We start from the raw sequence: 22,486 nt of genomic DNA, 5'->3' as shown, positions 1-22,486 counted from the left end.
GACAGCGGGCGGCCCGGCTCGGGTGGCGCGCAGGGGCGGGCGGGCCGCGTCGGGTGGCGCGGGCCGGTTCGGGCCGGTCTGGCGCGCCTGTTCGGCCGATCCGGGGTAGAGAAGACCTCATGATGGCTTTCCCGGCGCCTCCTGTGGTGCCCGCCTCGACCTACCGGATACAGCTGCAGCCCCGGTTCACCTTCGCCGACGCGGCCGCCCGGGTCCCGTACCTGGCCGCGCTCGGCGTCACCCATCTGCACCTGTCGCCGGTCCTGGAGGCGGTGCCCGGCTCGACGCACGGGTACGACGTGGTGGACCACACCCGGGTGCGCGCGGAGCTGGGCGGCGAGCAGGGGCTGCGGGAGCTGTCCGCGCGGGCCCGGGCGCACGGCATGGGCCTGGTGCTGGACGTGGTGCCGAACCACATGGCGGTGCCGGCGCCGGAGCACCTCAACGGTCCGCTGTGGGAGGTGCTGCGGGACGGCCCCGGCTCGCGGTACGCCGACTGGTTCGACATCGACTGGGCGGAGCGCGGCGGGCGGGTGCTGCTGCCGGTGCTGGGCGAGCCCCTGCCGGACGTGCTGGGCGAGCTGGCGGTGGTGGCCGACAAGCGCGCCGAGCGGGCGGAGGAGGGCGCGGGAGGGGCCCCGGCGGGCACGGGCACGGGAGCTGCGGGGGCGGGTTCCGGGGGCGGCAAGGTGCTGGCGTACTACGAGCACCGCTTCCCGCTGCGGGCCGGCACCGAGGAGCTGCCGCTGCCGGAGCTGGTGGCCGCGCAGCACTACGAACTGGCGTACTGGCGGGCGGCGCGCACCGAGCTGAACTACCGCCGCTTCTTCACCATCTCCGACCTGATCGCGGTCCGCGTGGAGCGGCCGGAGGTGTTCGAGGCGACCCACGCGACGGTGCTGCGGCTGCTGCGGGAGGGCGTCGCCGAGGGGCTGCGGATCGACCATCCGGACGGGCTCGCCGACCCGGCGGGCTATCTGGAGCAGTTGGCGCAGGCGAGCGGGGGGCGCTGGACGGTGGTGGAGAAGATCCTCCAGCGCCGGGAGCAGCTGCCGGCGGACTGGCGGTGCGCGGGCACCACCGGATACGACGCGCTCGACCGGATCGACGGGCTGTTCACCGATCCGCGCGGGGCAGCCCAAGTGGCCGACTTCTACCGCGAGTTCACCGGGGTGTCGGACGACGCGGGCGGGCGCTGGCAGCCGACGGTGCGGCGGGCCGCGTACCGGGTGGTGGGCCGGGACCTGGCCGCGGAGGTCGCGCGCCTGGTGCGCGGCGCGGACCGGGCCCAGCGGGCGCACCAGATGGCGGGCTCCGCCGCGGAGGTAAGCCCCGCCCACCAGGACAACACCCCTTACGTCAGGACCGACCACCAGGAGGTCGACCCTTACGCGCCGCCCTACGCGCCGGAGGTCCTGGCGGACGCACTGCGCGAACTGCTGGTGCGCATCCCGGTCTACCGCTCCTACGTCCGGCCCGGCGCCGAGCCCGCGGACGCCGACGTCATCATGCTCACCCATGCCGCGAAGCGGGCGATCGGCGACTGCGGACGGCGCCTGGCCCCCGCGCTCGGCATGCTCCGCGACCTCGCGCTCGGCCGGCTCGACGCGGCCGGCTGCGCCCCCGGCCCGGACGCCGACGACTTCGTCGTCCGCTTCCCGCAGGTCGCCTCCGCGCTGCACGCCAAGTCCGTCGAGGACGCCGCGTTCTACCGGTACGGCCCGCTGCTGCCGCTGTGCGAGGTCGGCCGCGATCCCGGGTCGCCGGCCGTCTCCCCCGAGCAGTTCCACGCCTACTGCGAGCAGCGGCGGCGCACCCTGCCCGCCACCGGCACGGTGCTGTCCACCCACGACACCAAGCACGGCGCCGATCTGCGGCTGCGGCTGGCGGTGCTGTCCGAGTGCCCGGACGCCTGGCGGGAGTGGCTGACCGCGGGATCGAGCCGCGGCGGGCGAAGCGGTGCCGCCGCGCCCGACCGGCACACCGAGTACACCGTCTACCAGACCGCGCTCGGCCTCGGCTCGGGCGACCCCGACCGCCTGGTGCCCGCCGCCCTGAAGTCCGTACGCGAGGCGGGCCTGCGCACCACCTGGACCGAGCAGGACGGGGACTACGAGACGGCGGTCGCCGACTTCACCCGCGAGGGCCCGTGCGGGGCGCGGCTGGACGACGTGGGCACGTTCGCCGCGGGCCTGGAGCCGTACGCCACCGCGAACTCGCTCGGCGCGGCCCTGCTGCACCTGACCATGCCCGGCGTGCCCGACCTCTACCAGGGCACCGAGTTCCCCGTGTACACGCTCGTCGACCCCGACAACCGCGGCCCGCTGGGCGAGGCCGAGCCCGACACGGTCCGGACCGGCGTCGACCGCGCCCTGGAGCGGGTGCTGGACGGCGCCGAGCCGCAGGGCCCCGACGAGGTGAAGCTGCGGCTGACCGCCGTCGCGCTGCGGCTGCGCCGCGACCACCCCGAGTGGTACGGCCCGCAGGCCGGCTACGCCCCGCTGGGCGCCGACGGCCCGGCCGCGGCGCACTGCGTGGCCTTCGTCCGCGGCGGCGCGGCCCTGACCGTGGTGACGCGGCTGTCCCGGCGGCTGGAGGAGTCCGGCGGGTGGCGCGGCAGCGTCCTGCCGCTGCCGCCGGGCCGCTGGCACGACCGGATCGGCGGCACCGTCCACGAGGGAGCGGTCCCGCTCGCCGACCTCCTCGGCACCTCCCCGGTGGCGCTGCTCACCCGCGAGTGACGACCTGGTGCACGAGAGGCGGTGGATCAGCGAGCGGCGTCATGGGGCTTCGGATGCAAGGCGCCCAAGGGTCCTCAGGGCGGTTTCCTGAGGGCGTTTCGGCAACACCGCAGACGGAGTCGCAGGGCGTGCCGGGCCCGCCGCCGCTCGCGCACCAGGTCCTTCAAGCGCCCCGCGGCGCCCCGACCCGCCCGGCTGCTCCGGGTTCCCCCGCCTGCGGCGGGCCGCCCACGTGGACGGTCGAGGCGGGCAGGCCAAGCATCGGGCCGGTCCGGGCCGGGCCCAGCTTGCGTGCCTGGCGCAGCTCGCAGACCCGGGCCTCCACCACGGCAGGGGTGCGGTGCGGTGTCCTGTGCGGGCGGCTGGACCGGCCGGCCAGGCCCGCGTCGCCCTCGGCCCGCCAACGGGCCACCCACTCGCAGGCGGTGGCCCGCGACACACCCCTCTCGGCCGCGACACGGGCGGCCGGACGGCCCGACAGCACCCGCTCGACCAGGATATTCGCCCGCCGTGAACAGTCAGCCGGGCATCACGGTGGGACACGAAGACCTCCGTGCGTGGTGTGGAGCCCGGACACCCCCACCACACCGGGGGTCCTCGCCATGATCAAGACCCGTGTCGACAACGCCCATGATCAATACAGCTGGGCCGTGTCGGGGAAGGAGCGCCGTCCGCCCGAGGGGCGGGGCCCGTGGCGTCTGGCGCTCCCCACAGCCTTCGGCGCGGCAGGGTGCCCCCCGATCGCAAGGCGGAGGGTTGTCCTCGTAGGGGGCCTCCTCGGACCAGCCCGACGACGAAGCGTGAGTGCCAGGCGCCACGGGAGGGGGCGCCTCCCCCGCTCAAGGCAGGGCGGAGGGACTTCCCCAACACGGCCTAACCGTCCGACACCGCGTCGATCGCGGCCAGATGACGGGCCACCGGGCCGGCGGTGAACATGCCCGTGCCCGCACCCGCGAGTTCGCCCGCGGCCGGCAGCAGGCGGGCACGCGCCTGGCGCAGGGCGGGCAGGTCGCCCAACTCCGCGGCGAGAACGGCCTGGAGGCAGCACAGCGCCTCGTACGTGAGGTCGGCGGGCGGCTCGGGGAGCGCGCGCAGCGCGTCGCGGGCGTCGTCGCGGCGGCCGGCGCGAAGCAGCAGGAAGGGCTCGGCCCAGGGCCGGTACGGTCCCCAGTCCGCGCCGGGTTCCGCCTGCTCGGCGGCGGCTACGACGGCCCAGGCACCAGCACCAGCACCAGCACCGGCACTGGCGCCTTCGGCGAGGGGCAGGCAGAGCAGCGCGAGGGGCAGCAGGCCGCGCCGTACCCCTGGCATGCCCGCGCCCTCGAGCCGTGCGTCGGCGGCCCGGTAGGCGGCCTCGGCCGGCCCCGGCCGCCCGGCGACGGCGAGCCGCAGCGCGGCGTACCACTCGGTGAAGACCCCGACCAGCGGCAGTTCGTGCCGCTCGGCCAGGCGGTCGGCGGCCGCGGCGTGCGCGTCGGCGGCGGGGAGGTCGGCGAGCGCCGCGCGCGCCTGCATCCGGATCAGGTGCCCGAGCACCTCGAAGGTGGCCAGGCCGTGCCGGGCGGCGAGCGCGACGAGTTCAGCGCCGACCGCGTCGCGGCGCGGCGCGAGGCCGGCGCGGGTGCAGGACTGCATGAACACGCCGTTGAGCGCGTACGCGAGCAGCGCGGGGTCGTCCAGCCGGCGCGCGGTCTCCTCGGCTTCCCGGGCCGCCTCGGGCCCGCGCGGGGAGCGGGTGCCGCGCATCTCGACCGCGATCGTGGCGAGCAGGCGGCAGCGCGCGGCGTCGTACGGCGCCGCCGCGCCCCCGGAAGCGCCCCCGGGCGGCGGCCCCGCGGGCAGCGCGCCCGCGGGCAGCGCGGCAAGGGTGCGCTCCGCCGCGGCCACGATCCGCTCGGCCGCCTCCGGGTCGTCGCCGCGGGTCCAGATCGCGGGCACGTCGTAGCCGCCGATCACCCGCGTGGTCAGCTCGGGATCGCCGAGTTCCTCCGCCGCGGCGATCGCGGCGAGCCGGTGCCGCCGGGCCGCTTCGAGGCCGCCGCCCCCGGTGACCGCGAGGTTGCGGATCAGGCCGACGGTCGACTCCAGGCGGGCCCTGGCGCCACCGCCGACCGTACGGTCGTAGGCCGCGGCCGCCTGCCGCCACAGCCGGTCGGCGGCGGTGGCGGGCAGATCGGGGTCCGGGGCGTCGTACGGTTCCGGGCGCGGCGCCTGCGGCAGGTCCAGGTGCGGGTCCTGGGCCAGGATCTCCGCCTCCAGCCGGCGCAGCCGGGGCCCCGGGTCCACGCCCAACTGGCCGACCAGGAGGGCCCGCGCCCTGCGCAGCACCGCCAGCGCGTCGCCCTGGCGGCCGGTGCGGTACAGCGCGAGGGCCAGCAGCCGCCACGCGTCCTCACGCCACGGGTGCTCGGCCAGGTGCGCGTCCAGGTCGGGCACCGCTTCCGCGGCCAGGCCCAGCGCGAGCCTGGCCTCGGCCGCGCGTTCCCCGGCCTGGAGCCGGAGTTCGGCCAGCCGGGAGCGTTCGGCGCGGGCCCAGCGCGCGTCGGCGAACTCGGCGTAGGCCGGGCCGCGCCACAGGCCCAGCGCTTCGCGCAGCCGCTCCAGCGCCTGCCCGGGCGGCAGCGTGGCGGCGGCGCTCACCGCCGCCTCGAAGCGCCACGCGTCCACCGCGTCCGGCGCCGCGCGCAGCGCGTACCCGGGGCCCTCCGTCACCAGCAGCGTCGCCGGGGCTCTGGGCGGGCGGTCCGGTTCCAGCGCCTTGCGCAGCGCCGCCACGAACGTCTGCACGGCGCCCACCGCCCCCGCGGGCGGCTCCTCCCACAGGTCCTCGACCAGCCGGCCCACCGGCACCACCCGCCGCCGCGCCACCACCAGCCGCCCCACCACGGCCGCGTGCCGCGGTCCCCTCAGCGCGACCCGCTCCCCGCCCCGCTCCGCCACGACGGCCCCGAGCACCCCGAACTCCACCTCCGCCATCCCCCCACGCTAGTGGCCCCCGAGTTCCCCGCACCTCCCCGCCACCACGGTCCCGGCCCTCGCCCACAGCGTGAGCAGCCGGACGTACTCCTCGGTGCGTTCGGCACTGGCGGGGTGGTTCATGAGGGTCCGGATCTGGTCGTTGATCGCGGCCTCCGTCGGGCGCACGGTCTCCGCGGCGAGCAAGGTCGGGGGCACCGTCACAGGCTACGCGTCACCGGATAAACGGCCGATATACGCCCAGGTCAGGAGGTATGGGGAGAAGTGGCCGCCGGCCGGTGCCCCGCCGTCGGCGCTGATTCGTTGCTGATCGGGGCGCGGCAGGCTCGACATGTCAGAGATATCAGACGCACCCGCGGAACGAGACGAGAGCAGCGCACCATGGCACCGAGCATCCCGAACTTCGAGCAGCAGCGCGTCAAGGTCGCCGACGGCGTCACCCTGAACGTCGCGGTCGGCGGCGCCGGCCGCCCCCTCGTGCTGCTGCACGGCTTCCCGCAGACCCACCTGATGTGGCGGCACCTCGCCGCCGACCTCGCGGCGGACCACACCGTGATCTGCCCGGACCTGCGCGGCTACGGCGCGAGCGACAAACCCGCGGACCCGGACGGCACCGCGTACGGCAAGCGCACGATGGCCGCCGACACGGTGGCGCTGGCCCGGGCGCTCGGGCACGAGCGGTTCGCGCTGGCGGGGCACGACCGGGGCGCGCTGGTCGCGTTCCGGGCCGGTCTCGACCACCCGTCCGCGGTCACCCACCTGGCCTGCCTCGACGTGCTGCCGACGCTCGACATGTGGGCGGCGATGCGCGGCACCACGGCCGCGGTCGGCTTCCACCTGTACCTGATGGCGCAACCTCCGGGCCTGCCCGAGCAGTTGATCGCGGGTGCGGCGGACGCGTTCTTCGGGCACTTCCTCGACGCCTGGACGGGCGACCCGGCCGCGATCCCGGCCGACGTGCGCGCCGCGTACCTCGACGCCTGCCGCGCCGCGATCCCGTCGATCGTCGCGGACTACCGCGCCTCCGCCGGGATCGACGTCACGCACGACCAGGCCGACCGCGACGCGGGGAACCGGCTGCGGATGCCGGTGGCCGTGCTGCAGCAGGACTGGGGCGCCGCGCTCGGCTACGACGCCCGGGCGCTGTGGGCCGCGTGGGCCCCCGACCTGGTGCACACCACCGTCGGCTGGGGCCATTTCATGGCGGAGGAGGCCCCCAAGGACGTCGCCGCGGCGCTGCGCGAGCTGCTGGCCCGCTGAACCGCGTCGGGGGTCCGCCCACCCGTCGACGCGGCCCCCACCGACGCGGCCCCACCAGCCGGATCGGGCGGCCGGATCGGGCCGCGTCACCCGCCGGCCGCCCGCCGGGCGCCCGCGTCAGATGCGGGGGCGGGGGCGGGCGTCCGGGGAGGCCCGCCCCATGAGGGCGGGCACCGAGCGTCCGGCGCGCTTGTAGGTGCGCATGAGCAGGGCGGTCTCCACCCGGCGCAGCCCCCGCAAGCCGGAGAAGGCCCGCGCGTGGAAGTCGTGCGCGGCGGCCACCGTGGCGTGGCTGCTGTAGCCGAGCACGTTGCTGCGTCCCGTCGTGACCCCCAGGTACCGCACGGAGGGCTCGTGGGCGAGCCGGCGGAGCGTGGCGTCGAGGTGGGTGTGTTCGACCTCGAGCTGGAAGCGGGTCTCCGCCGGGTACCCGAGGACCTCCGGCTCCGCGAACAGCCGTAGCTGGAAGACGTGCGAGGACATCAGCCGGGCGAGGCGCCGGCGCGTGGTCGACTCGCTCAGGCTCAGCCGGGTCGCCAGGCTGCTGACGGGCATCCGCGCGTCCTCGGCCAGGAGATCCACCAGCTCGCGGTCGACGGCGTCGACGTCGATGGGGGGCGGGGGCCGCCGCCCGTACATCGCCAGCCGGCGCAACCGGGTGGGCTCCGTCTCGTAGGGGGACCAGTCCACCGCCGTGAGCAGGAGCCTCAGCACGAGCGCGGAGTGGATGTCCAGCACCCCCGGCAGCCGGCCCACCGTGCGGTCGATGACCTCGATCAGCTCGGCCTCGTCCTTGACGGCCATCTCCGCGAGGACCACCAGGTCGCCCGTGGCCACCTCCACCGACCGGGTGTCGGGCCGGGCGGCGAGGACGCGGGCCACCTCCTCCAGGCGGCCGGGGGCGCAGCGTACGGCCAGTTCGACGACCAGTCCCTCGCCCAGGTGCTCGCTCACCAGGGCGGCGATGAAGCGCACCAGGCCGGTGTGCAGCATCCGCTCCAGCCGCCGGGCGACGGTCCGCTCGTGCAGCCCGACCCGGGTGCCGACCTCGGCGAACGAGGCCCGGGGCTGCTGGGCGAGGAAACGCAGGATCTCCAGGTCAGGACCGCTGAAAGGCATCCGCACGGGGCTCTCGGATTCCGCCATGTCCGCCTCCCTGATGTCCGAATCCGCCATGAGCGACGTCCACACGCCTGATCCGGGCGATCCCGAGGGGATCTCTTGCCCGGATTCGAGGGTGGACCGCAGATTACCGGACATCATCCACCAGCCGACTTCCGGCCGTCCGCAGAGGTGCCGCCCGTGCCTGAGACAGCGAACAGACCCTTGCGCGGTTCCGCCGCACCGATCCAGGCCGTGCCCCCGGTGGCCATCCTCGTCTCGATCATGCTCGTCGAGCTGTCCAGCGGCATCACCCAGGGCTTCCTGTCGCCGATCCTGCGCAGCCTGACGGATGTCCTGCACGTCACCGCCGCCGATCTGAACTGGCTGAGCATCACCAACCTGATGGCGAGCGTCGCCTTCACGCCGCTGCTGTCCCGGCTCGGCGACCTGCACGGCCACCGCCGCGTGCTGCGCTGGAACATCGCCGTCGTGCTGGCCGGATCGGTCGTCGTGGGGCTGGCGGGTTCGTTCCGCACCCTCCTGATCGGCCAGGTGCTGCAAGGGGCCTTCGCCGGCTTCTTCCCGCTGCTGGTCGGCATCCTGCGCAACCGCGGGACCGCCGCCGAGAGCCGGCGCAGCATCGGCACGATGGTGGCGGCGCTGATGGGCGGCATCTGCGTCGGCATGGTCGCCAGCGGCCTGGTCGCCCACTACGTCGCCACCCCGACGGCCGCCCTGTGGGTGCCGACGGTCGCGGTCGCCGTCGCCTTCCTCGTCACGTGGCCGCTGCTCCCCGAGACGGAGGAGCGCCCCGGCGGCCGACTGGACGTGCGCGGCGGCGTGCTGCTCTGCGCCGGCCTCGTCGCCGTCATGCTGGGGCTCGGCCAGGGCGGCATGCCGGGCTGGGAGTGGGGTTCGGCGCGCACCCTGGGCTGCCTGGGCGGCGGGGTGCTGGTGACCGCGATATGGGCCGTGGTGGAGACCCGCTCCGCGGAACCGGTGATCGACGTACGGCTGTTCCGCCACCGCAACGTGGCCGTCGTGTCCGTCGTGGCCACGGCCTTCTCGTTCTGCCTGATCGGCCTCCAGGTGGCCGGAGCGGTCTTCATGGCCACACCGAAGGACGCCGCCGGGTACGGGCTCGGCCTGTCCCCGCTGCAGATCGCCTTCGCGATGATCCCGTCGATGGCCGTGATCGGGCTGGCGGCGGTGGCCGCCCCGGCGCTGGCCGCGCGGATCGGCGACCGCGCGACCCTGGTCCTCGGCTCGGCGCTGATGGCCGTCGGCTACCTGCTCACCCTCGCCTTCCACGACTCCACCGCCCCCTACCTGCTGTGCCAGGTGGTGGCGGGAGCGGGGGCCGGGATTCTCCAGCAGTCCACCCGCACCCTGGCGGTCGAGTCGGTGCCGCACGACCAGACGGCGGTCGGCTCGGGCATCAACGAACTGCTCATCAACGTCGGCGGATCGCTGGGCGCCGCCTGCGTCCTCGCCATCACGGCGGCCGCCACCCCTGCCGGCTCGGTCCTTCCCGACTACACGGCATACGCCGCCTGCTGGGTCGTCTGCGCCGCGGTGAGCCTCGCCGGCTCGGCGTTCGCCCTGCTCTACCGGCCCAGCACCCGCACCGCCTGAGCGCCCACAGAAAGAGAGCCGCAAGTGAACCGGTCAGCCCCGCGCGAGCGCGCCCGCGCCCTCGTCACCGAACGCCAGGACGACGTCGTCGCCCTCAGCCACAGCCTGCACGCCGAGCCCGAACTCGCCTACGAGGAGCACAGGTCGGCCCGCAAGATCGCCGACCTCGCGGAGTCCGCGGGGTTCGCGGTGCGGCGCGGCGCCTACGGTCTGGAGACCGCGTTCGAGGCGGTCACGGGCAGCGGCGAGCTCACCGTCGCCATCACGGCCGAGTACGACGCCCTGCCGGGTATCGGCCACGCGTGCGGGCACAACGTCAACGGCGCCTCCGCGGTGACCGCGGCGCTGGCCCTGGCCCCGGTGGCCGACGAACTCGGCCTCACGGTCAAGCTGCTGGGCACCCCGGCCGAGGAGTACGGCGGCGGCAAGGTCGACCTGCTGCGGGCCGGCGCCTTCGACGACGTCGCCGCCGCGATGATGGTGCACGCCGCGCCCACGGACGGCGTGGGGATGACGTCCCTCGCGATCGGCAGTTGGCGGGTCACCTACCGGGGGCGGCCCGCGCACGCCGCGGCCATGCCGCACCGGGGCATCAACGCCGCCGACGCGATGCTGATCGCGCAGGTGGCGATCAGCGCCTACCGGCAGCAGATGCTGCCGGGCGGCGTCGTCCACGGCGTCGTGACCGACGGCGGCGAGGCTCCGAATGTCATTCCCGGCCTGGTCGCCGCGAACTACGACTGCCGGGCGGAGACGGCCGGGGACCTCGCGGAACTCCAGGCCCGCATCCGTGCCTGCTTCGAGGCCGGCGCGCTCGCCACGGGCGCCGAACTCGCCATGGAGGCCGTGGGCAACGACTACGCCGACCTGCGCCAGGACCTCGACATGTGCGCCGCCTACCGGGACGCGGCGCAGGGCCTCGGTCGGGTGATCACGGACCACCCGACCGGGATGCGCGGCGGTTCCACCGACATGGGCAACGTCTCGCACCTGGTGCCCACGATCCACCCGTCCATCGGCTACGACTGCGGCGACACCATCATGCACAACCCCGAGTTCACCCGGTACGGCACCAGTGCCGCCGCCGACCGCGCGGTGCTCGACGGCGGGCTCGCGATGGCCTGGACGGTCATCGCGCTGGCCGCGGACACCGGCCAGCGGGCGCGCCTGCTCGACCGGTTGGCGAGCCGCCCCGCCCCGGCCCGCTGACCCTCCCCCGCACGCACTCCGCCGGCCCGGAGGGCGCACCCTCACACCTGCCGGGTCGGCAGCACGACCACCTGGCGCAGGTTCACCCGGGCCGGGCGGCTGGTGGCGTAGCCGATCAGGTCCGCGATGTCCTGCGGCGTCATCGCCTCGACCGCGTCGAACATGCCGTCCAGCGCGGCGCTGAGGCCGGGGTTGTCGATGTGCCCGGCCAGTTCCGTGGCGGTCAGGCCCGGCTCGATGTTGGTCACCCGGACGTCACGGGGCCCGAACTCGGTGCGCAGCGAGGCCGAGAGCGCGGTGAGCGCGGCCTTGGTGGCGCTGTAGACGGCGTACTCGGGGAAGGTCACGTGCGCGCCGATCGAGGAGACGTCGACCAGGTCGGCGACGCCGTTCTCAGCCGCCGCGGCGATCAGGTCGGCGCGGAAGGCGTCGATGACGCGCAGCGCACCGGTCAGGTTGGTGTCGATCATCCGCGTCCACTCGTCCACGCGGCCCGCGTCGACCGGGTTGGGCAGCATCACCCCGGCGGCGTTGACCACCAGGTCCACCCGGCCGAGCACCTCGCGCACCCGCTGGGCGGCGGCCGCCACGGACGCCTCGTCGGTGATGTCCGCGGTGACCGCGAGCGCCTGGCCGCCGTCGACGGCGATCTTCGCGGCCAGTTCCTCCAGCCGCTCGGTGCGGCGGGCCAGCAGCGCGACCCGCGCCCCGCCCGCGGCCAGCAGCCGCGCGGTGGCCTCGCCCATGCCGCTGGCGGCTCCGGTGACGACGGCGGTGCGGCCCGAAAGGTCGTACGGCGCAGTGCTGTTCATGAGGAGGGTCCCCTTGTGAGTGGGCCAGGTCCCGCTACGGGTCCGGCGCTGTCGGGGCCGCTGCGGTGGTCCGGAGCGGCGTTGCCCTCACTGTGCTGCGCCCCCGGCGGCGTACCCAGGGTGACGCTGAACCTGGGTACGCCAGTACCAGGTTCGGCGCGGGCCGCTCGTCTAGGGTCGTGCCATGGACAACTCGCTCGGCGACTACCTGCGTTCGCGCAGGGCGCGGATACAGCCGCAGGACGTGGGGCTGCCGGAGTACGGCCGGCGGCGCGTGCCGGGGTTGCGGCGCGAGGAGGTCGCGCAGCTCGCCGGGGTGAGCGTCGACTACTACATCCGGCTGGAGCAGGGCCGCGGCAGCCACGTCTCGGACGCGGTGCTCGACGCGGTCGCGCGGGTGCTGGGGCTGGACCCGACCGAGCGGGAGCACCTGCGGGATCTGGCCAGGCCGGGCCGGACCGGGCGCGAGGCCAAGGCACCCAAGGGACCCAGGCGGCCGGTGCAGCGGATACGGTCCGGGGTGCGGCTGCTGCTGGACCGCATGACGGACGTCCCGGCGTTCGTGCTCGGCGACCGGATGGACGTGGTGGCCTGGAACGCGCTCGGCGCGGCCGTCAACGGCTTCACGCCGAGCGGCACTTCGGGCCGTGCCACAGCCGGTTCCGGCCCTTCCGGCCCGCCGAACATGGCCAGGAGCACCTTCCTCGACCCGGACGCCCGCACCTTCTACCACGACTGGCCCGCGGTCGCCGCCGAGACCGTCGCGCACCTGCGGCTGTACGCGGGCCGCCGCCCCGACGACGAGCGGCTGGCCGCGCTGGTCGGCGAACTGTCCGTGCGCAGCGAGGACTTCCGGCGGCTGTGGGCGGACCACCAGGTCAAGGAGAAGACCTACGGCGTGAAGCGGCTGCGCCATCCGCTCGTCGGTGACCTGGACTTCGGGTACGAGACGCTGGCGCTGCCGGCCGAGCCGGACCAGTTGCTGGTGGCGTACACGGTGCCGTCGGGCTCGCCGACCGCGGAAAGGCTCGCGCTGCTGGCCAGTTGGAGCGCGGACGGGAGCGGCGCGGATTCCGGTGCGGGGGCCGCGGGCGAGGCCGGGCCGCCGGAACAGCCCGAGCAGCCCGAGCAGCCCGAGCAACCCCAGCAACCCGACAGGCTCGACCGCCGGCCCTGACGGCGGCCCTCTCACCGCCGGGCCGTGGCCGTATCCCCGTCGGCGGGATCTCCGGCGGGACCGTCCGCGGCGTCCCCGGGCGGCTCGTACGGATGGGCGGCCAGCAGCTCCGCGAAGGCCGCGCCCGCGCCGCCGAGCGGCTCCCGGGCGATCACGAACAGGCCGCGCCGCCAGGGCGGGTCGAGCCGGACCGTCGCGCACTCGGGCGGGGCCGCGTAGGAGGGCACCGCCACGACGCCGACCCCGGCGGCCGCCATCCGCACGGCGGTCGAGGTGTGCTCGGTGCGGACGGCGGTGCGCGGGGTGAAGCCCACCTTCTCGCAGGCGAGGTCGATGAAGGGGCGCCCGTCGACCACCGGCTCCATCGCGCACCGCACCCACGCGCGCTCGGCGAACGCGGCCAGCGGCACGACCCGTTCGGCGGCCAGCCGGTCGCCCGGCGGCAGCACCATCACGATCTCCTCCGCGCCGATCGGGGTGAGCGTCATGCCGCCGCCGGTGCGGGTCGCGGCCGGTCCGGGGTCGTGGCCGACCGCGAGATCGGCCACCCCGCGCTCCATCGCCTCGACCAGGTCCTCGCCCCGGGAGTACTCGCGCAGCACCAGCCCCACCCCGGGCCGCTGCCGCCGCCAGCGGGCGAAGACGGAGGGCAGCAGCCCGGCGGCGATGGAGTGCACCGCGGCGATGTGCAGTTCGCCGCCTTCCGCCCCGGCGGCGGCACGGGCGGCGCGCTCGGCGCGTACGGCGCTGCGCACGGCGAGTTCGGCGTGCGGCAGGAAGGCCCGGCCCATCGGGGTCAACCGCACCCCGCGCGGCAGGCGTTCGACCAGCTCGCCGCCCATCTGCCGTTCCAGCGACTTGAGTTGGTGCGACAGGGCGGGCTGGGTGACGTGCAGCGCCTCGGCGGCGCGGGTGAAGGAGTCCGCGTCGACCACCGCGAGGAAGTACTCCATCTGCCGCAGGCTCATCCCCGCACCTTTCGCTCACCCCCCGGTTGGCGCCCGGCACACCGCCGACCGGCCGCTATGCACAACGTGCATCGTATCGACACAATCCTGGACTTGGACTCATGGCACCGGCCGGCCGGAGACTGGCCGCCATGGAACCCCGCACCGCACCGCGCCACCCGGCCCAGGCCCAGGCCCCCGACGACCCCGGCGCCGCCGACGTCATCGTGATCGGGGGCGGCACCGGCGGCTACAGCACCGCGCTGCGGGCCGCGGCGCTCGGCCTCGACGTGCTCCTCGCCGAACGCGACCTGCTCGGCGGCACCTGCCTGCACCGCGGCTGCATCCCCAGCAAGGCGATGCTGCACGCCGCCGAACTCGTGGACGGCATCGCCGAGGCCCGTGAGCGGTGGGGGGTGAAGGCGACCGTGGACTCCGTCGACTGGGCGGCGCTGACCGCGACCCGCGACGGCATCGTGGCCCGCAACCACCAGGGCGTGACCGCCCACCTCGCGCACGCGGGCGTACGCGTCGTGCACGCCTCGGCGAGCCTGCGCGGGCCGCGGACGGTCAGTGCCGGCGGGACCGCGTACACCGCGCGGCGCGGGATCGTGCTGGCCACCGGGTCGCGGCCGCGGCTGCTGCCGGGCCTGTCCCCCGACGGTCGGCGGGTGGTGACCAGCGACGACGCGCTGTTCGCGCCGGGGCTGCCGGAGTCGGTACTGGTGCTGGGCGGCGGCGCGATCGGCGTCGAGTACGCGTCGCTGCACCGCTCGATGGGCGCCCGGGTGGTGCTGGTGGAGGCCGCCGACCGGCTGCTGCCGCTGGAGGACCGGGAAGTGTCGCGGCAACTGGCGCGCGGGCTGAAGAAGCGCGGAATCGAGGTGCTCACCGGCACCCGCCTGGAGGACGCCGCGACCCACGCCACCGGGGTGCGGGCGACGGTGCGCACCGCGCGCGGCCAGGTGGTGGAGCTGGACGTCGAGCGGCTGCTGGTCGCCGTGGGCCGGGAGCCGGTCACCGACGGCCTCGACCTGGCCGCCGCCGGGCTCGGCCGGGACCCGCGCGGCTACGTGGCCCCGGCGGACTGGGATCGGCTGGAGACGTCGGTGTCCGGTATCCACGTGGTCGGCGACCTGCTGCCGCCGCCGTCGCTCGGCCTGGCGCACGCGTCGTTCGCGGAGGGCCTGGTGGTCGCCGAGACGCTGGCGGGGCTCGGTCCGGCGCCGGTGGACTACGCGGCGGTGCCGCGGGTGACCTACTCCAGCCCGCAGACGGCGTCGGTCGGCCTGACCGAGGAGCAGGCGCGCGCCGAACGGGGCCCGGACCAGGTCGTGGTGAACTCGATGCCGCTGACGGCGGTCGCGAAGGGCATGGTGCACGGGCTGGGCGGCAGCGTGAAGGTGGTCGCGGAACGGGGCGGGCCGGTGCTGGGGGTGCACCTGGTCGGGCCGAACGTCTCGGAGATGATCGCCGAGAGCCAGCTGGTGGTGGGCTGGGAGGCGGAGCCGTCGGACGTGGCGCGGCACGTCCACCCGCACCCGACGCTGTCGGAGGCGGTCGGCGAGGTGTTCCTGACGCTGGCCGGGCGGGCGCTGCACCAGGTGGGATGAGCGAAGCCCGGGCGGGGAGGGCGGAACCCCGGCCGAGAGGGCGGCGCCCGGGCGGGAGGCGGGCGCCCGGGCGGGACGGCGGCGCCCGGGCGGGACGAACCGGGCCGGGGCCCGGAAAAGCGGTGGCACCCGCCGGGCAGGGCGCGCTAGGGTCGCGGAACACGTCCAGCCAGGACCCGGAAGAGGAGGCGAGAGCGATGTCGACATCCACTGTGCCGCGCTCCCGCCCGTCCGCTGGACGTTCGTGACCCGACCGGGAGCGCACCGCTGACTCCCGAAGGACTCACATGTCTGATCTCGTACTTCGCTCGCTCACCGCGGGCGAGTCCGCCCTGTTCGGCTCCCTCCCCGTCGCGGAGAAGCTCGGCCGCGCCCTGCTCGGCCAGGAGTTCGCGCTGCTCGACGCCGGCGGGGAGTACCGCCCCGAGTGGTCGTGGGTCGCGCTGCGCGACGGCGTCGTGGTGGCCCGCGCCGCGTGGTGGGCCAAGCCCGGCGACACGGAGCCGGTCGCCCTCGACTGGTTCGACTTCGCCGACGGCGAGCGGTCCGCGGCCGTCGAACTGCTGCGCGCCGCACCGCTGTCCGCCGAGTACGCGCTGATCCTGCCGCCCGGCTGGCGCGACCGGCCCGGCCTGCGCGCCGCGTACGAGGCGCGCGCCGCGGCCGTCGAGGCGGCCGGGATGCGCAAGCTCGTGGAGCGCTACCGCTACACCTGGACCGCGGGCGAGGACCCGCTGCCCGCCCGCACCGGCCGGCTGGTCTACCGGCCGGAGCCCGACGACGACGCCTTCCGCGCGGTGATGGCCCGGATCATGACCGGCACGCTCGACGCCCACGACCGGTTGATGCTCGACGAGCACGGCCTGGACGCCGCGTTGGACGAGACCCTCGGCGTCCTCGACTGGATGCCCTCCCCCAACGACTGGCGGCGGGTCGCCTACACCCCGGACGGCGAGGTGGTCGGCGTGCACATCCCGGCGGAGAACCCGTCCATGGCGTGCATCGGCTTCATCGCGGTCGTCCCCGAGCAGCGCGGCCACGGCTACTCCTACGACCTGCTGGTGGAGTGCAGCCACGACCTGGTGGACCGCGGCGCCACCCGGATCGCCGCGGCCACCGACCAGCCGAACTTCCCGATGGCCCGCAACTTCGCCCGGGCCGGCTATCCGATCACCCAGGAACGGGTGGACTTCGTCTAGACGAGGCGGTCCCCGGGCATGCATGTGCCCGGGGACCGGGTTCGGTGACCGGGCGCCCCACCGCAGGGACGAGACCGCAGGGACGAGAGACCGTAGGACCAAGGCCGTAAGGACGAGCGGGACCGGATAGGACCACGAAGCAGGGCCGGGACGACCGGGCCGGACGGGAGCCGTTGCGTGCTGTTCGAGGTGTGGGCGCCGAACGCCCGCCAGGTGGAGGCGCTGATCGACGGGCAGGCGTACGCCATGGGGCCCGACCCCGCGCGCACCGGCTGGTGGCGGGCCGAGCTCGCGGCGGGGCACGGCACCCGGTACGCGTACCGGCTCGACGGCGGACAACCGCTGCCGGACCCGCGCTCGCGGCGGCAGCCGGACGGCCCGGACGGACCGAGCGCGGTGGTCGACCAGGACGCCTACGGGTGGAGGTCGCCGTGGCCGGGCCGCGGGCTGCCGGGCGCGGTGCTCTACGAGCTGCACGTCGGCACCTTCACCACCGAGGGCACCTTCGACGCGGCGGTGGAGCGGCTGTCCCACCTGGCCAGGCTCGGCATCACCCATGTGGAGCTGATGCCGGTCTGCCCCTTCCCCGGCACCAACGGATGGGGGTACGAAGGCGTGTCGCTGTGGGCGGTGCACGAGCCCTACGGCGGCCCCGAGGCGATGAAGCGCTTTGTCGACGCGGCACACGCGCACGGCCTGGGCGTCGTGCTGGACGTGGTGCACAACCACCTCGGCCCCTCGGGCAACCACCTGCCGCCGTTCGGCCCGTACTTCACCGACCGGCACCACACCCCCTGGGGCGACGCGGTCAACCTCGACGCGCCCGGCTCCGACGAGGTGCGGGACTTCCTGATCGGCAGCGCGCTGGCCTGGCTGCGCGACTACCGCCTCGACGGCCTGCGGCTGGACGCGGTGCACGCGCTGGTCGACACCCGCGCGCTGCACTTCCTGGAGGAGCTGTCCACCGCCGTGGACGGGCTGTCGGCCGCGCTCGGCCGCCCGCTGTTCCTGATCGCCGAGTCCGACCTGAACGACCCGCACACCACCGCGCCGCGCGAGGCCGGCGGCCTGGGCCTGCACGCGCAGTGGAACGACGACTTCCACCACGCGGTGCACACCGCGGTCACCGGCGAGGCGCAGGGCTACTACGCCGACTTCGCCGCGGCCGGGCCCGCCGCCCTCGCGAAGGTGCTCACCCACGGCTTCTTCCACGACGGCACCTGGTCGTCCTTCCGCGGCCGCCACCACGGCCGCCCGCTGGACGTGCCGACGGTGCCCGCGCACCGCCTGCTCGGCTACGCCCAGACCCACGACCAGGTCGGCAACCGCGCGACCGGCGACCGGCTGACCGCGCGGCAGCTCGGCGCCGCCGCCGCGCTGGTGCTGACCTCGCCGTTCACCCCGATGCTGTTCATGGGCGAGGAGTGGGGGGCGACCACGCCCTGGCAGTTCTTCACCGACCACGACGACCCGGAGCTGGCCGCTGCCATCACCCGGGGGCGGCGGCGGGAGTTCGCCGAGCACGGCTGGGCCGAGGAGGACGTGCCCGACCCGCAGGACCCGGCCACCCGGAACCGCTCCTGCCTGGACTGGGCGGAGGCCGAGAAGCCCGCGCACCGCGAACTGCTGGAGTGGTACCGGGCCCTGATCGCCCTGCGCCGGGCCGAACCCGCGCTGACCTCGCCCCAGTTGGACACGGTCACCGCCACCGCCGGCGGCCGGACGCTGCGGATCGCCCGCGGGCCCTTCCGGGTGCTGGTGAACTTCTCCGACGCCCCCGCGCGCATCCCGCTCAACACGCCCTGCGACATCCTGCTGGCGCGCCCGGCCTGCCGCACCCTGCCCGGCCCGGCCGTCCAGCTCCCCGCGCGCGGTGCGGCGGTGCTGCGCGCCCGCGACACGGCCCCCGAGCGGACTAGCGTGGAGGGATGAGCGACACGCACCCGGACCAGCGGCCCGCAGAGCAGCGGCCCGCACCCGGCGACCCCGCGGACGACCCGACGGAGCCCCGCGCCGACTGCGTGCTGTGCGGTGAACCCACCGAGTACCCCAACAGCACGAAGGGCGCGACGCTCTGCCCGGTCTGCGCGTGGCAGGAGGCCCAGCGCACCGCCTGCTCGGGCTGAGCCGCGGGCGGGGTCAGGTGGCGAGCAGCAGCTTGCGGTACTTGTCCACGTCCAGATCCGGTTGCGGGTACGCCGGGTCGATCCGCTCCAGGTGCTCCAGCAGCAGCCGGCTGATCGCCCAGTTCCGGTACCACTTGCGGTCGGCCGGCACGACGTACCAGGGCGCGGCCTCGGTCGAGCACCGCTCCAGCGCCACCTGGTACGCCTCCTGGTAGTCCGGCCACCGCTCGCGTTCCTCGACGTCGGTCGGGCTGAACTTCCAGTGCTTGTCCGGCCGGTCCAGCCGGGCCAGCAGCCGGGCCCGCTGCTCCTGGGGGCTGATGTGCAGGAAGACCTTCAGCACGGTCACCCCGCCGTCGGTGAGCGACTGCTCGAACCGGTTGATCGCGGCGTAGCGACGGCTCCAGACCGACCGGGGCACCATGTCGTGCACCCTGACGATCAGCACGTCCTCGTAGTGCGAGCGGTCGAAGACGCCGATCTCGCCGGGGTGCGGGAGGGCTCTGCGGATGCGCCACAGGAAGTTGTGGCGGCGCTCCTCCGCGGTGGGCGCCTTGAACGCGCGCACCCGCAGGCCGGCCGGGTTCAGCCCCGACACCACGTGCTTGACGGTGCCGCCCTTGCCGGAGGTGTCCATGCCCTGAAGCACCAGCAGCACGCGGCGCTGGTCGCCGCCCACGGCACTCTGCGCGAACAGCCGCTCCTGCAGTTCGGCGAGGTGCGGGCGCATCCGCTCGATCTCGGCGAGGCCGTGCTTCTTGTTCTTCGGGCCGCCCGGGGTCCCCCGCGGGTCGTACGCCGACAGGTCCACCGGGCCACTGCCCGGCTCCACGCGCAGCAGCGTACGCAGTTTCTTCGCCATGCCCCGATCCTGCGGGTATTCCTTCCGCTCCGCCATCCGCCCGGGCCGCCCGTTCATCTCGCGGAAGGAGCCGCACACACTCAGGGGCGCTGGGGGCACCTCCCAGGCGAAGCTCTGGGGGAGGAACTGCGCGACAAGCCCCCACCGGCAGGTGGTCCCTCGACCGACAGAACCACCCACCCCGGGGGGTCAGGGCAGCCGAGAAGCTTCGCGAGCCAGCGAGGTGAGGCGTGAGACGGCCCGGAAGTACTTCTTCCGGTACCCCCCGCGGAGCATCTCCGCGGAGAAGAGCTGGTCGAAGGGCACCCCGGAGGCCATCACGGGCACCTCACGGTCGTAGAGCCGGTCGGCGAGCACCACCAGACGCAAGGCGGCGGCCTGGTCCGTCACCTGCCGCACCCCCCGCAGGAAAACCGCGTCGATCCCGTCGACGAGGGCTCCGTACCTGCTGGGATGCACCTTCGCGAGGTGCTCCGCGAGCGGCCCGAAGTCGTCGAGCGCCGCACCGGGCGTACGGGCGGCGGCCGCGGTGACCTGTTCGTCGGTGTACGGGTCGGGCGCCTGTGGCAGCCCCCGGTGCCGGTAGTCGTCCCCGTCGATCCGCAGCGAGGTGAACCTCTCGGACAGCCCCTGGATCTCCCGCATGAAGTCGGCGGCGGCGAACCGGCCCTCGCCGAGCTTGCCGGGCAGCGTGTTGGAGGTCGCGGCGAGCCGCACCCCGGCTGCGGCGAGCCGGGCCAGCAGCGTGGAGACCAGGACGGTGTCGCCCGGGTCGTCCAGCTCGAACTCGTCGATGCAGACCAGGCGGTGGGAGCTGAGCGCGTCGACGGCCGGGCGGAACCCGAGCGCGCCCACCAGGTTGGTCAGCTCCACGAACGTGCCGAACGCCTTCCGCGCGGGCGGCGCGTCGGTGGCGTGCCACAGCGACGCGAGCAGGTGCGTCTTGCCGACGCCGTAGCCGCCGTCCAGGTAGATCCCGCCGGGGGTCGCGGGCCGCTCGGGCGCCTTGCCGCGGAACCACCTGCGCCGGGCGGTTCCCTGCGCGGGTCCGCCGAGCCCGGCCGCGAACTCCTCCAGCGCGCGCACCGCACGGGACTGGCTGGGCTGCGCCGGGTCCGGGACGTAGGTCGAGAAGCGCACGGAGTCGAACCGCGGCGGGGGCACCAGCTCGGCGAGCAGCCGCCCGGCATCCACGTGCGGGTCACGCTCCGTGAGCGCGACCGGTGCGGCTATTCCTGCGGCGACATCCCCTGGCACGACATCCCACCCTACCGGTAGGGGCCCGGTGTCCCGCGCACGGGTGGCGGGCGGGCGAAGGAGGGCGGATCGGACGAAGAAGGGCACTCGGCCGCCGGACGTGACCGGGTGGGCGATTCCGGCACGGCGCGGCGCGAGGTGACGGGCCGGCGGGTGGGAGACTGCAAAAATGCAGCAACTGTTCCCCCCGCCAGGACCGGACACGGCGAACCCGGTGGACCTGGTGCACACCTACGCGTACCCACCGCGGGAGGCGGGCCCGTACCTGCGGGCGAACATGGTCTCCTCGCTCGACGGCGCGGCGACCCACGACGGCACGTCGACCGCGCTCTCCTCCGCCGCCGACATGCGGATCTTCGGCACCCTGCGCGCCTTGGCCGACGCGGTCGTGGTCGGCGCGGAGACGGTCAGGAACGAGGGGTACCGGCCCGGAAAGGCCCGCCCGTCGTTCGCCGAACGGCGCGCGGCGGACGGCCAGACCCCGGCCCCGGCCATCGCCGTGATCAGCCGGCGGCTCGACCTGGACTTCGCGGCACCGCTGTTCACGGCCGCGACCACGCCGACGCTGCTGCTGACCGGCGCGGGCGCGGACCGCAAGGCGCTGGCCTCGGCCGAAGCCGCGGGAGCGCGGGTGGTGGTCGCCGGGGACGGCGACGGCGTGGACCCGGCCCGCGCGGTGCGCGAGCTGGCCGCCTTGGGCCTGTCCCGGCTGCTGCACGAGGGCGGCCCGCGGGTGCTCGCGCAGTTCGCGGCGGCCGGGGTGGTGGACGAGCTGTGCCTGACGGTGGCACCGTTCGCCGTCGGCGGTGACGCGCCGCGGATCATGAACGGGCCCGGTGTCGCCGGTCCGGCCCGCTTCGTACCGGTGTCGGTTCTGGAGGAGGACGGCTTCCTGTTCACCCGCTACGTCAAGCAGACGGAGGCGCAGGTCACGGCATAAGGCACTCTCCCGGGGGACGCGCGGCGGAAAAAAGCGGATTCGTTCGTTCCGCTTCGCGAACCGCGGGAAGAATGGAATCGGCGCCCGGTGAAGATCGGGGCCTCGTTCGCGAGAGAGAAGGACGCGTCCGTGTTCACGACCGTACTCATGATCGAGAAGCCGCTCGCCGCGGCCGATGTGGAGCTGGTCACCACGCTCCACGGCGACGAGCAGGTCTCCTTCGTCGTGCTCATGCAGCCCCGCGGCGACCAGGACCGCCTGCTGCGCGCCGTGGACGACGTGGCGCTCGGCTACCTCGACGACGCCGCCCGGGAGAACGAGGTGCCGGAGGGCCAGGACGCCTTTCCGCCCGCCGAGCGCTCCCTCGCGCACTCCCTGGAGGCGCTGCGGGCCGCCGGGGTGCCGGCCGAGGGAGAGGTGGTGGAGAGCCACCCGCTGGACAAGCTGAAGGCGGTGGTGGAGGAGCACCAGGCCGACGAGGTGGTGGTGCTGACCGCGCCGCACTTCGTGGAGGAGTTCTTCCACCGCGACTGGACCTCGCGGGCCCGGCACAAGGTGGGCGTGCCCGTGCTGAAGCTGTTCGCGCAGCACGACTGAGCCGGCGGCACGCCCGTCAGGAAAACTGCCC

General features: G+C 75.1%; 18 protein-coding genes and 1 pseudogene. 11 read left to right on the top strand and 8 right to left on the bottom strand.

Annotated elements, in window-relative coordinates:
• Positions 1–122: 122 nt before the first annotated feature.
• Positions 123–2,741 carry an alpha-amylase family glycosyl hydrolase gene (locus tag ACIPAE_RS27370; protein ID WP_402448768.1) on the top strand — a complete coding sequence of 873 codons (2,619 nt, stop codon included), beginning with the start codon at positions 123–125 and terminating at the stop codon, positions 2,739–2,741.
• 232 nt (positions 2,742–2,973) lie between these two features.
• Here ACIPAE_RS27370 and ACIPAE_RS27365 read toward each other — a convergent pair.
• The 3 genes and pseudogenes from ACIPAE_RS27365 to ACIPAE_RS27355 form a co-directional block, all read right to left on the bottom strand.
• Positions 2,974–3,284 (bottom strand): annotated as a pseudogene (locus ACIPAE_RS27365) (leucine zipper domain-containing protein); the annotation flags it as partial.
• 330 nt (positions 3,285–3,614) lie between these two features.
• On the bottom strand, positions 3,615–5,717 hold the full coding sequence (locus ACIPAE_RS27360) for a BTAD domain-containing putative transcriptional regulator (RefSeq protein ID WP_402448628.1): 2,103 nt from the start codon (positions 5,715–5,717) through the stop codon (positions 3,615–3,617).
• A gap of 9 nt (positions 5,718–5,726) precedes the next feature.
• Positions 5,727–5,915 (bottom strand): hypothetical protein, encoded by a 189-nt coding sequence (locus ACIPAE_RS27355; protein WP_328470503.1) that lies wholly within the window; start codon positions 5,913–5,915, stop codon positions 5,727–5,729.
• Positions 5,916–6,098: 183 nt separating this feature from the next.
• Between ACIPAE_RS27355 and ACIPAE_RS27350 the strand changes: the two genes are divergently transcribed.
• Positions 6,099–6,977, top strand: a complete 879-nt coding sequence (locus tag ACIPAE_RS27350) for an alpha/beta fold hydrolase (RefSeq protein ID WP_402448625.1) — start codon at positions 6,099–6,101, stop codon at positions 6,975–6,977.
• Between the two features lie 117 nt (positions 6,978–7,094).
• On the opposite strand, the gene ACIPAE_RS27345 is transcribed toward ACIPAE_RS27350, so the two are convergent.
• Positions 7,095–8,123: an Lrp/AsnC family transcriptional regulator gene (locus tag ACIPAE_RS27345; RefSeq protein ID WP_402448623.1), complete on the bottom strand. Its 1,029-nt coding sequence runs from the start codon at positions 8,121–8,123 to the stop codon at positions 7,095–7,097.
• A gap of 156 nt (positions 8,124–8,279) precedes the next feature.
• On the opposite strand from ACIPAE_RS27345, the gene ACIPAE_RS27340 reads away from it, so the two are divergent.
• Both ACIPAE_RS27340 and ACIPAE_RS27335 read left to right on the top strand, forming a co-directional pair.
• A complete protein-coding gene (locus ACIPAE_RS27340) occupies positions 8,280–9,716 on the top strand; it encodes an MFS transporter (protein WP_402448621.1) in 1,437 nt (478 codons plus the stop codon).
• 24 nt (positions 9,717–9,740) lie between these two features.
• On the top strand, positions 9,741–10,925 hold the full coding sequence (locus ACIPAE_RS27335; RefSeq protein WP_402448619.1) for a M20 family metallopeptidase: 1,185 nt from the start codon (positions 9,741–9,743) through the stop codon (positions 10,923–10,925).
• Positions 10,926–10,966: 41 nt separating this feature from the next.
• On the opposite strand, the gene ACIPAE_RS27330 is transcribed toward ACIPAE_RS27335, so the two are convergent.
• Positions 10,967–11,737: an SDR family oxidoreductase gene (locus ACIPAE_RS27330; protein ID WP_402448616.1), complete on the bottom strand. Its 771-nt coding sequence runs from the start codon at positions 11,735–11,737 to the stop codon at positions 10,967–10,969.
• Between the two features lie 184 nt (positions 11,738–11,921).
• Here ACIPAE_RS27330 and ACIPAE_RS27325 point away from each other — a divergent pair, with 184 nt between their 5' ends.
• On the top strand, positions 11,922–12,914 hold the full coding sequence (locus ACIPAE_RS27325; RefSeq protein WP_402448614.1) for a helix-turn-helix transcriptional regulator: 993 nt from the start codon (positions 11,922–11,924) through the stop codon (positions 12,912–12,914).
• 11 nt (positions 12,915–12,925) lie between these two features.
• On the opposite strand, the gene ACIPAE_RS27320 is transcribed toward ACIPAE_RS27325, so the two are convergent.
• Positions 12,926–13,882, bottom strand: a complete 957-nt coding sequence (locus tag ACIPAE_RS27320) for a LysR substrate-binding domain-containing protein (RefSeq protein WP_402448612.1) — start codon at positions 13,880–13,882, stop codon at positions 12,926–12,928.
• A 131-nt stretch (positions 13,883–14,013) separates the two neighbouring features.
• Here ACIPAE_RS27320 and lpdA point away from each other — a divergent pair, with 131 nt between their 5' ends.
• From lpdA to ACIPAE_RS27300, 4 genes are all read left to right on the top strand, one after another.
• Positions 14,014–15,474 (top strand): dihydrolipoyl dehydrogenase, encoded by a 1,461-nt coding sequence (gene lpdA / locus ACIPAE_RS27315; protein WP_402448610.1) that lies wholly within the window; start codon positions 14,014–14,016, stop codon positions 15,472–15,474.
• A gap of 287 nt (positions 15,475–15,761) precedes the next feature.
• On the top strand, positions 15,762–16,673 hold the full coding sequence (locus ACIPAE_RS27310; protein ID WP_329363812.1) for a GNAT family N-acetyltransferase: 912 nt from the start codon (positions 15,762–15,764) through the stop codon (positions 16,671–16,673).
• Positions 16,674–16,850: 177 nt separating this feature from the next.
• Positions 16,851–18,605, top strand: a complete 1,755-nt coding sequence (treZ, locus tag ACIPAE_RS27305; RefSeq protein ID WP_402448608.1) for a malto-oligosyltrehalose trehalohydrolase — start codon at positions 16,851–16,853, stop codon at positions 18,603–18,605.
• Positions 18,602–18,799 (top strand): hypothetical protein, encoded by a 198-nt coding sequence (locus tag ACIPAE_RS27300; protein WP_329363816.1) that lies wholly within the window; start codon positions 18,602–18,604, stop codon positions 18,797–18,799. Before treZ ends, ACIPAE_RS27300 begins: the two co-directional genes overlap by 4 nt.
• Before the next feature lie 13 nt (positions 18,800–18,812).
• Here ACIPAE_RS27300 and ACIPAE_RS27295 read toward each other — a convergent pair whose 3' ends face one another.
• Together ACIPAE_RS27295 and zapE are read right to left on the bottom strand one after the other, a co-directional pair.
• The gene (locus ACIPAE_RS27295) at positions 18,813–19,661 is read right to left on the bottom strand and encodes a polyphosphate kinase 2 family protein (protein ID WP_328470487.1); all 849 of its coding nucleotides are present in this window, start codon (positions 19,659–19,661) and stop codon (positions 18,813–18,815) included.
• Positions 19,662–19,850: 189 nt separating this feature from the next.
• Positions 19,851–20,918, bottom strand: coding sequence for a cell division protein ZapE (gene zapE / locus ACIPAE_RS27290; protein WP_402448604.1), 1,068 nt, complete (start codon positions 20,916–20,918; stop codon positions 19,851–19,853).
• A gap of 169 nt (positions 20,919–21,087) precedes the next feature.
• On the opposite strand from zapE, the gene ACIPAE_RS27285 reads away from it, so the two are divergent.
• Positions 21,088–21,858 carry a pyrimidine reductase family protein gene (locus ACIPAE_RS27285; RefSeq protein WP_366413996.1) on the top strand — a complete coding sequence of 257 codons (771 nt, stop codon included), beginning with the start codon at positions 21,088–21,090 and terminating at the stop codon, positions 21,856–21,858.
• A 129-nt stretch (positions 21,859–21,987) separates the two neighbouring features.
• A complete protein-coding gene (locus tag ACIPAE_RS27280; protein WP_329363820.1) occupies positions 21,988–22,455 on the top strand; it encodes an indole-3-glycerol phosphate synthase in 468 nt (155 codons plus the stop codon).
• Positions 22,456–22,486: the final 31 nt, after the last annotated feature.

The sequence above is a fragment of the Streptomyces sp. NPDC087270 genome, from assembly GCF_044744625.1.
GTDB lineage: Bacteria > Actinomycetota > Actinomycetes > Streptomycetales > Streptomycetaceae > Actinacidiphila.
Note: the sequence above shows the minus strand (reverse complement) of the source record. Positions and strands in the feature narration are given on the sequence as shown.

Coding starts and splice junctions, on each gene's coding strand:
- ACIPAE_RS27370 (WP_402448768.1), top strand. CDS start 123: ATGGCTTTCCCGGCGCCTCCTGTGGTGCCCGCCTCGACCTACCGGATA.
- ACIPAE_RS27360 (WP_402448628.1), bottom strand. CDS start 5,717: ATGGCGGAGGTGGAGTTCGGGGTGCTCGGGGCCGTCGTGGCGGAGCGG.
- ACIPAE_RS27350 (WP_402448625.1), top strand. CDS start 6,099: ATGGCACCGAGCATCCCGAACTTCGAGCAGCAGCGCGTCAAGGTCGCC.
- ACIPAE_RS27345 (WP_402448623.1), bottom strand. CDS start 8,123: ATGGCGGAATCCGAGAGCCCCGTGCGGATGCCTTTCAGCGGTCCTGAC.
- ACIPAE_RS27330 (WP_402448616.1), bottom strand. CDS start 11,737: ATGAACAGCACTGCGCCGTACGACCTTTCGGGCCGCACCGCCGTCGTC.
- ACIPAE_RS27325 (WP_402448614.1), top strand. CDS start 11,922: ATGGACAACTCGCTCGGCGACTACCTGCGTTCGCGCAGGGCGCGGATA.
- ACIPAE_RS27320 (WP_402448612.1), bottom strand. CDS start 13,882: ATGAGCCTGCGGCAGATGGAGTACTTCCTCGCGGTGGTCGACGCGGAC.
- lpdA (WP_402448610.1), top strand. CDS start 14,014: ATGGAACCCCGCACCGCACCGCGCCACCCGGCCCAGGCCCAGGCCCCC.
- ACIPAE_RS27310 (WP_329363812.1), top strand. CDS start 15,762: ATGTCTGATCTCGTACTTCGCTCGCTCACCGCGGGCGAGTCCGCCCTG.
- ACIPAE_RS27300 (WP_329363816.1), top strand. CDS start 18,602: ATGAGCGACACGCACCCGGACCAGCGGCCCGCAGAGCAGCGGCCCGCA.
- ACIPAE_RS27295 (WP_328470487.1), bottom strand. CDS start 19,661: ATGGCGAAGAAACTGCGTACGCTGCTGCGCGTGGAGCCGGGCAGTGGC.
- ACIPAE_RS27285 (WP_366413996.1), top strand. CDS start 21,088: ATGCAGCAACTGTTCCCCCCGCCAGGACCGGACACGGCGAACCCGGTG.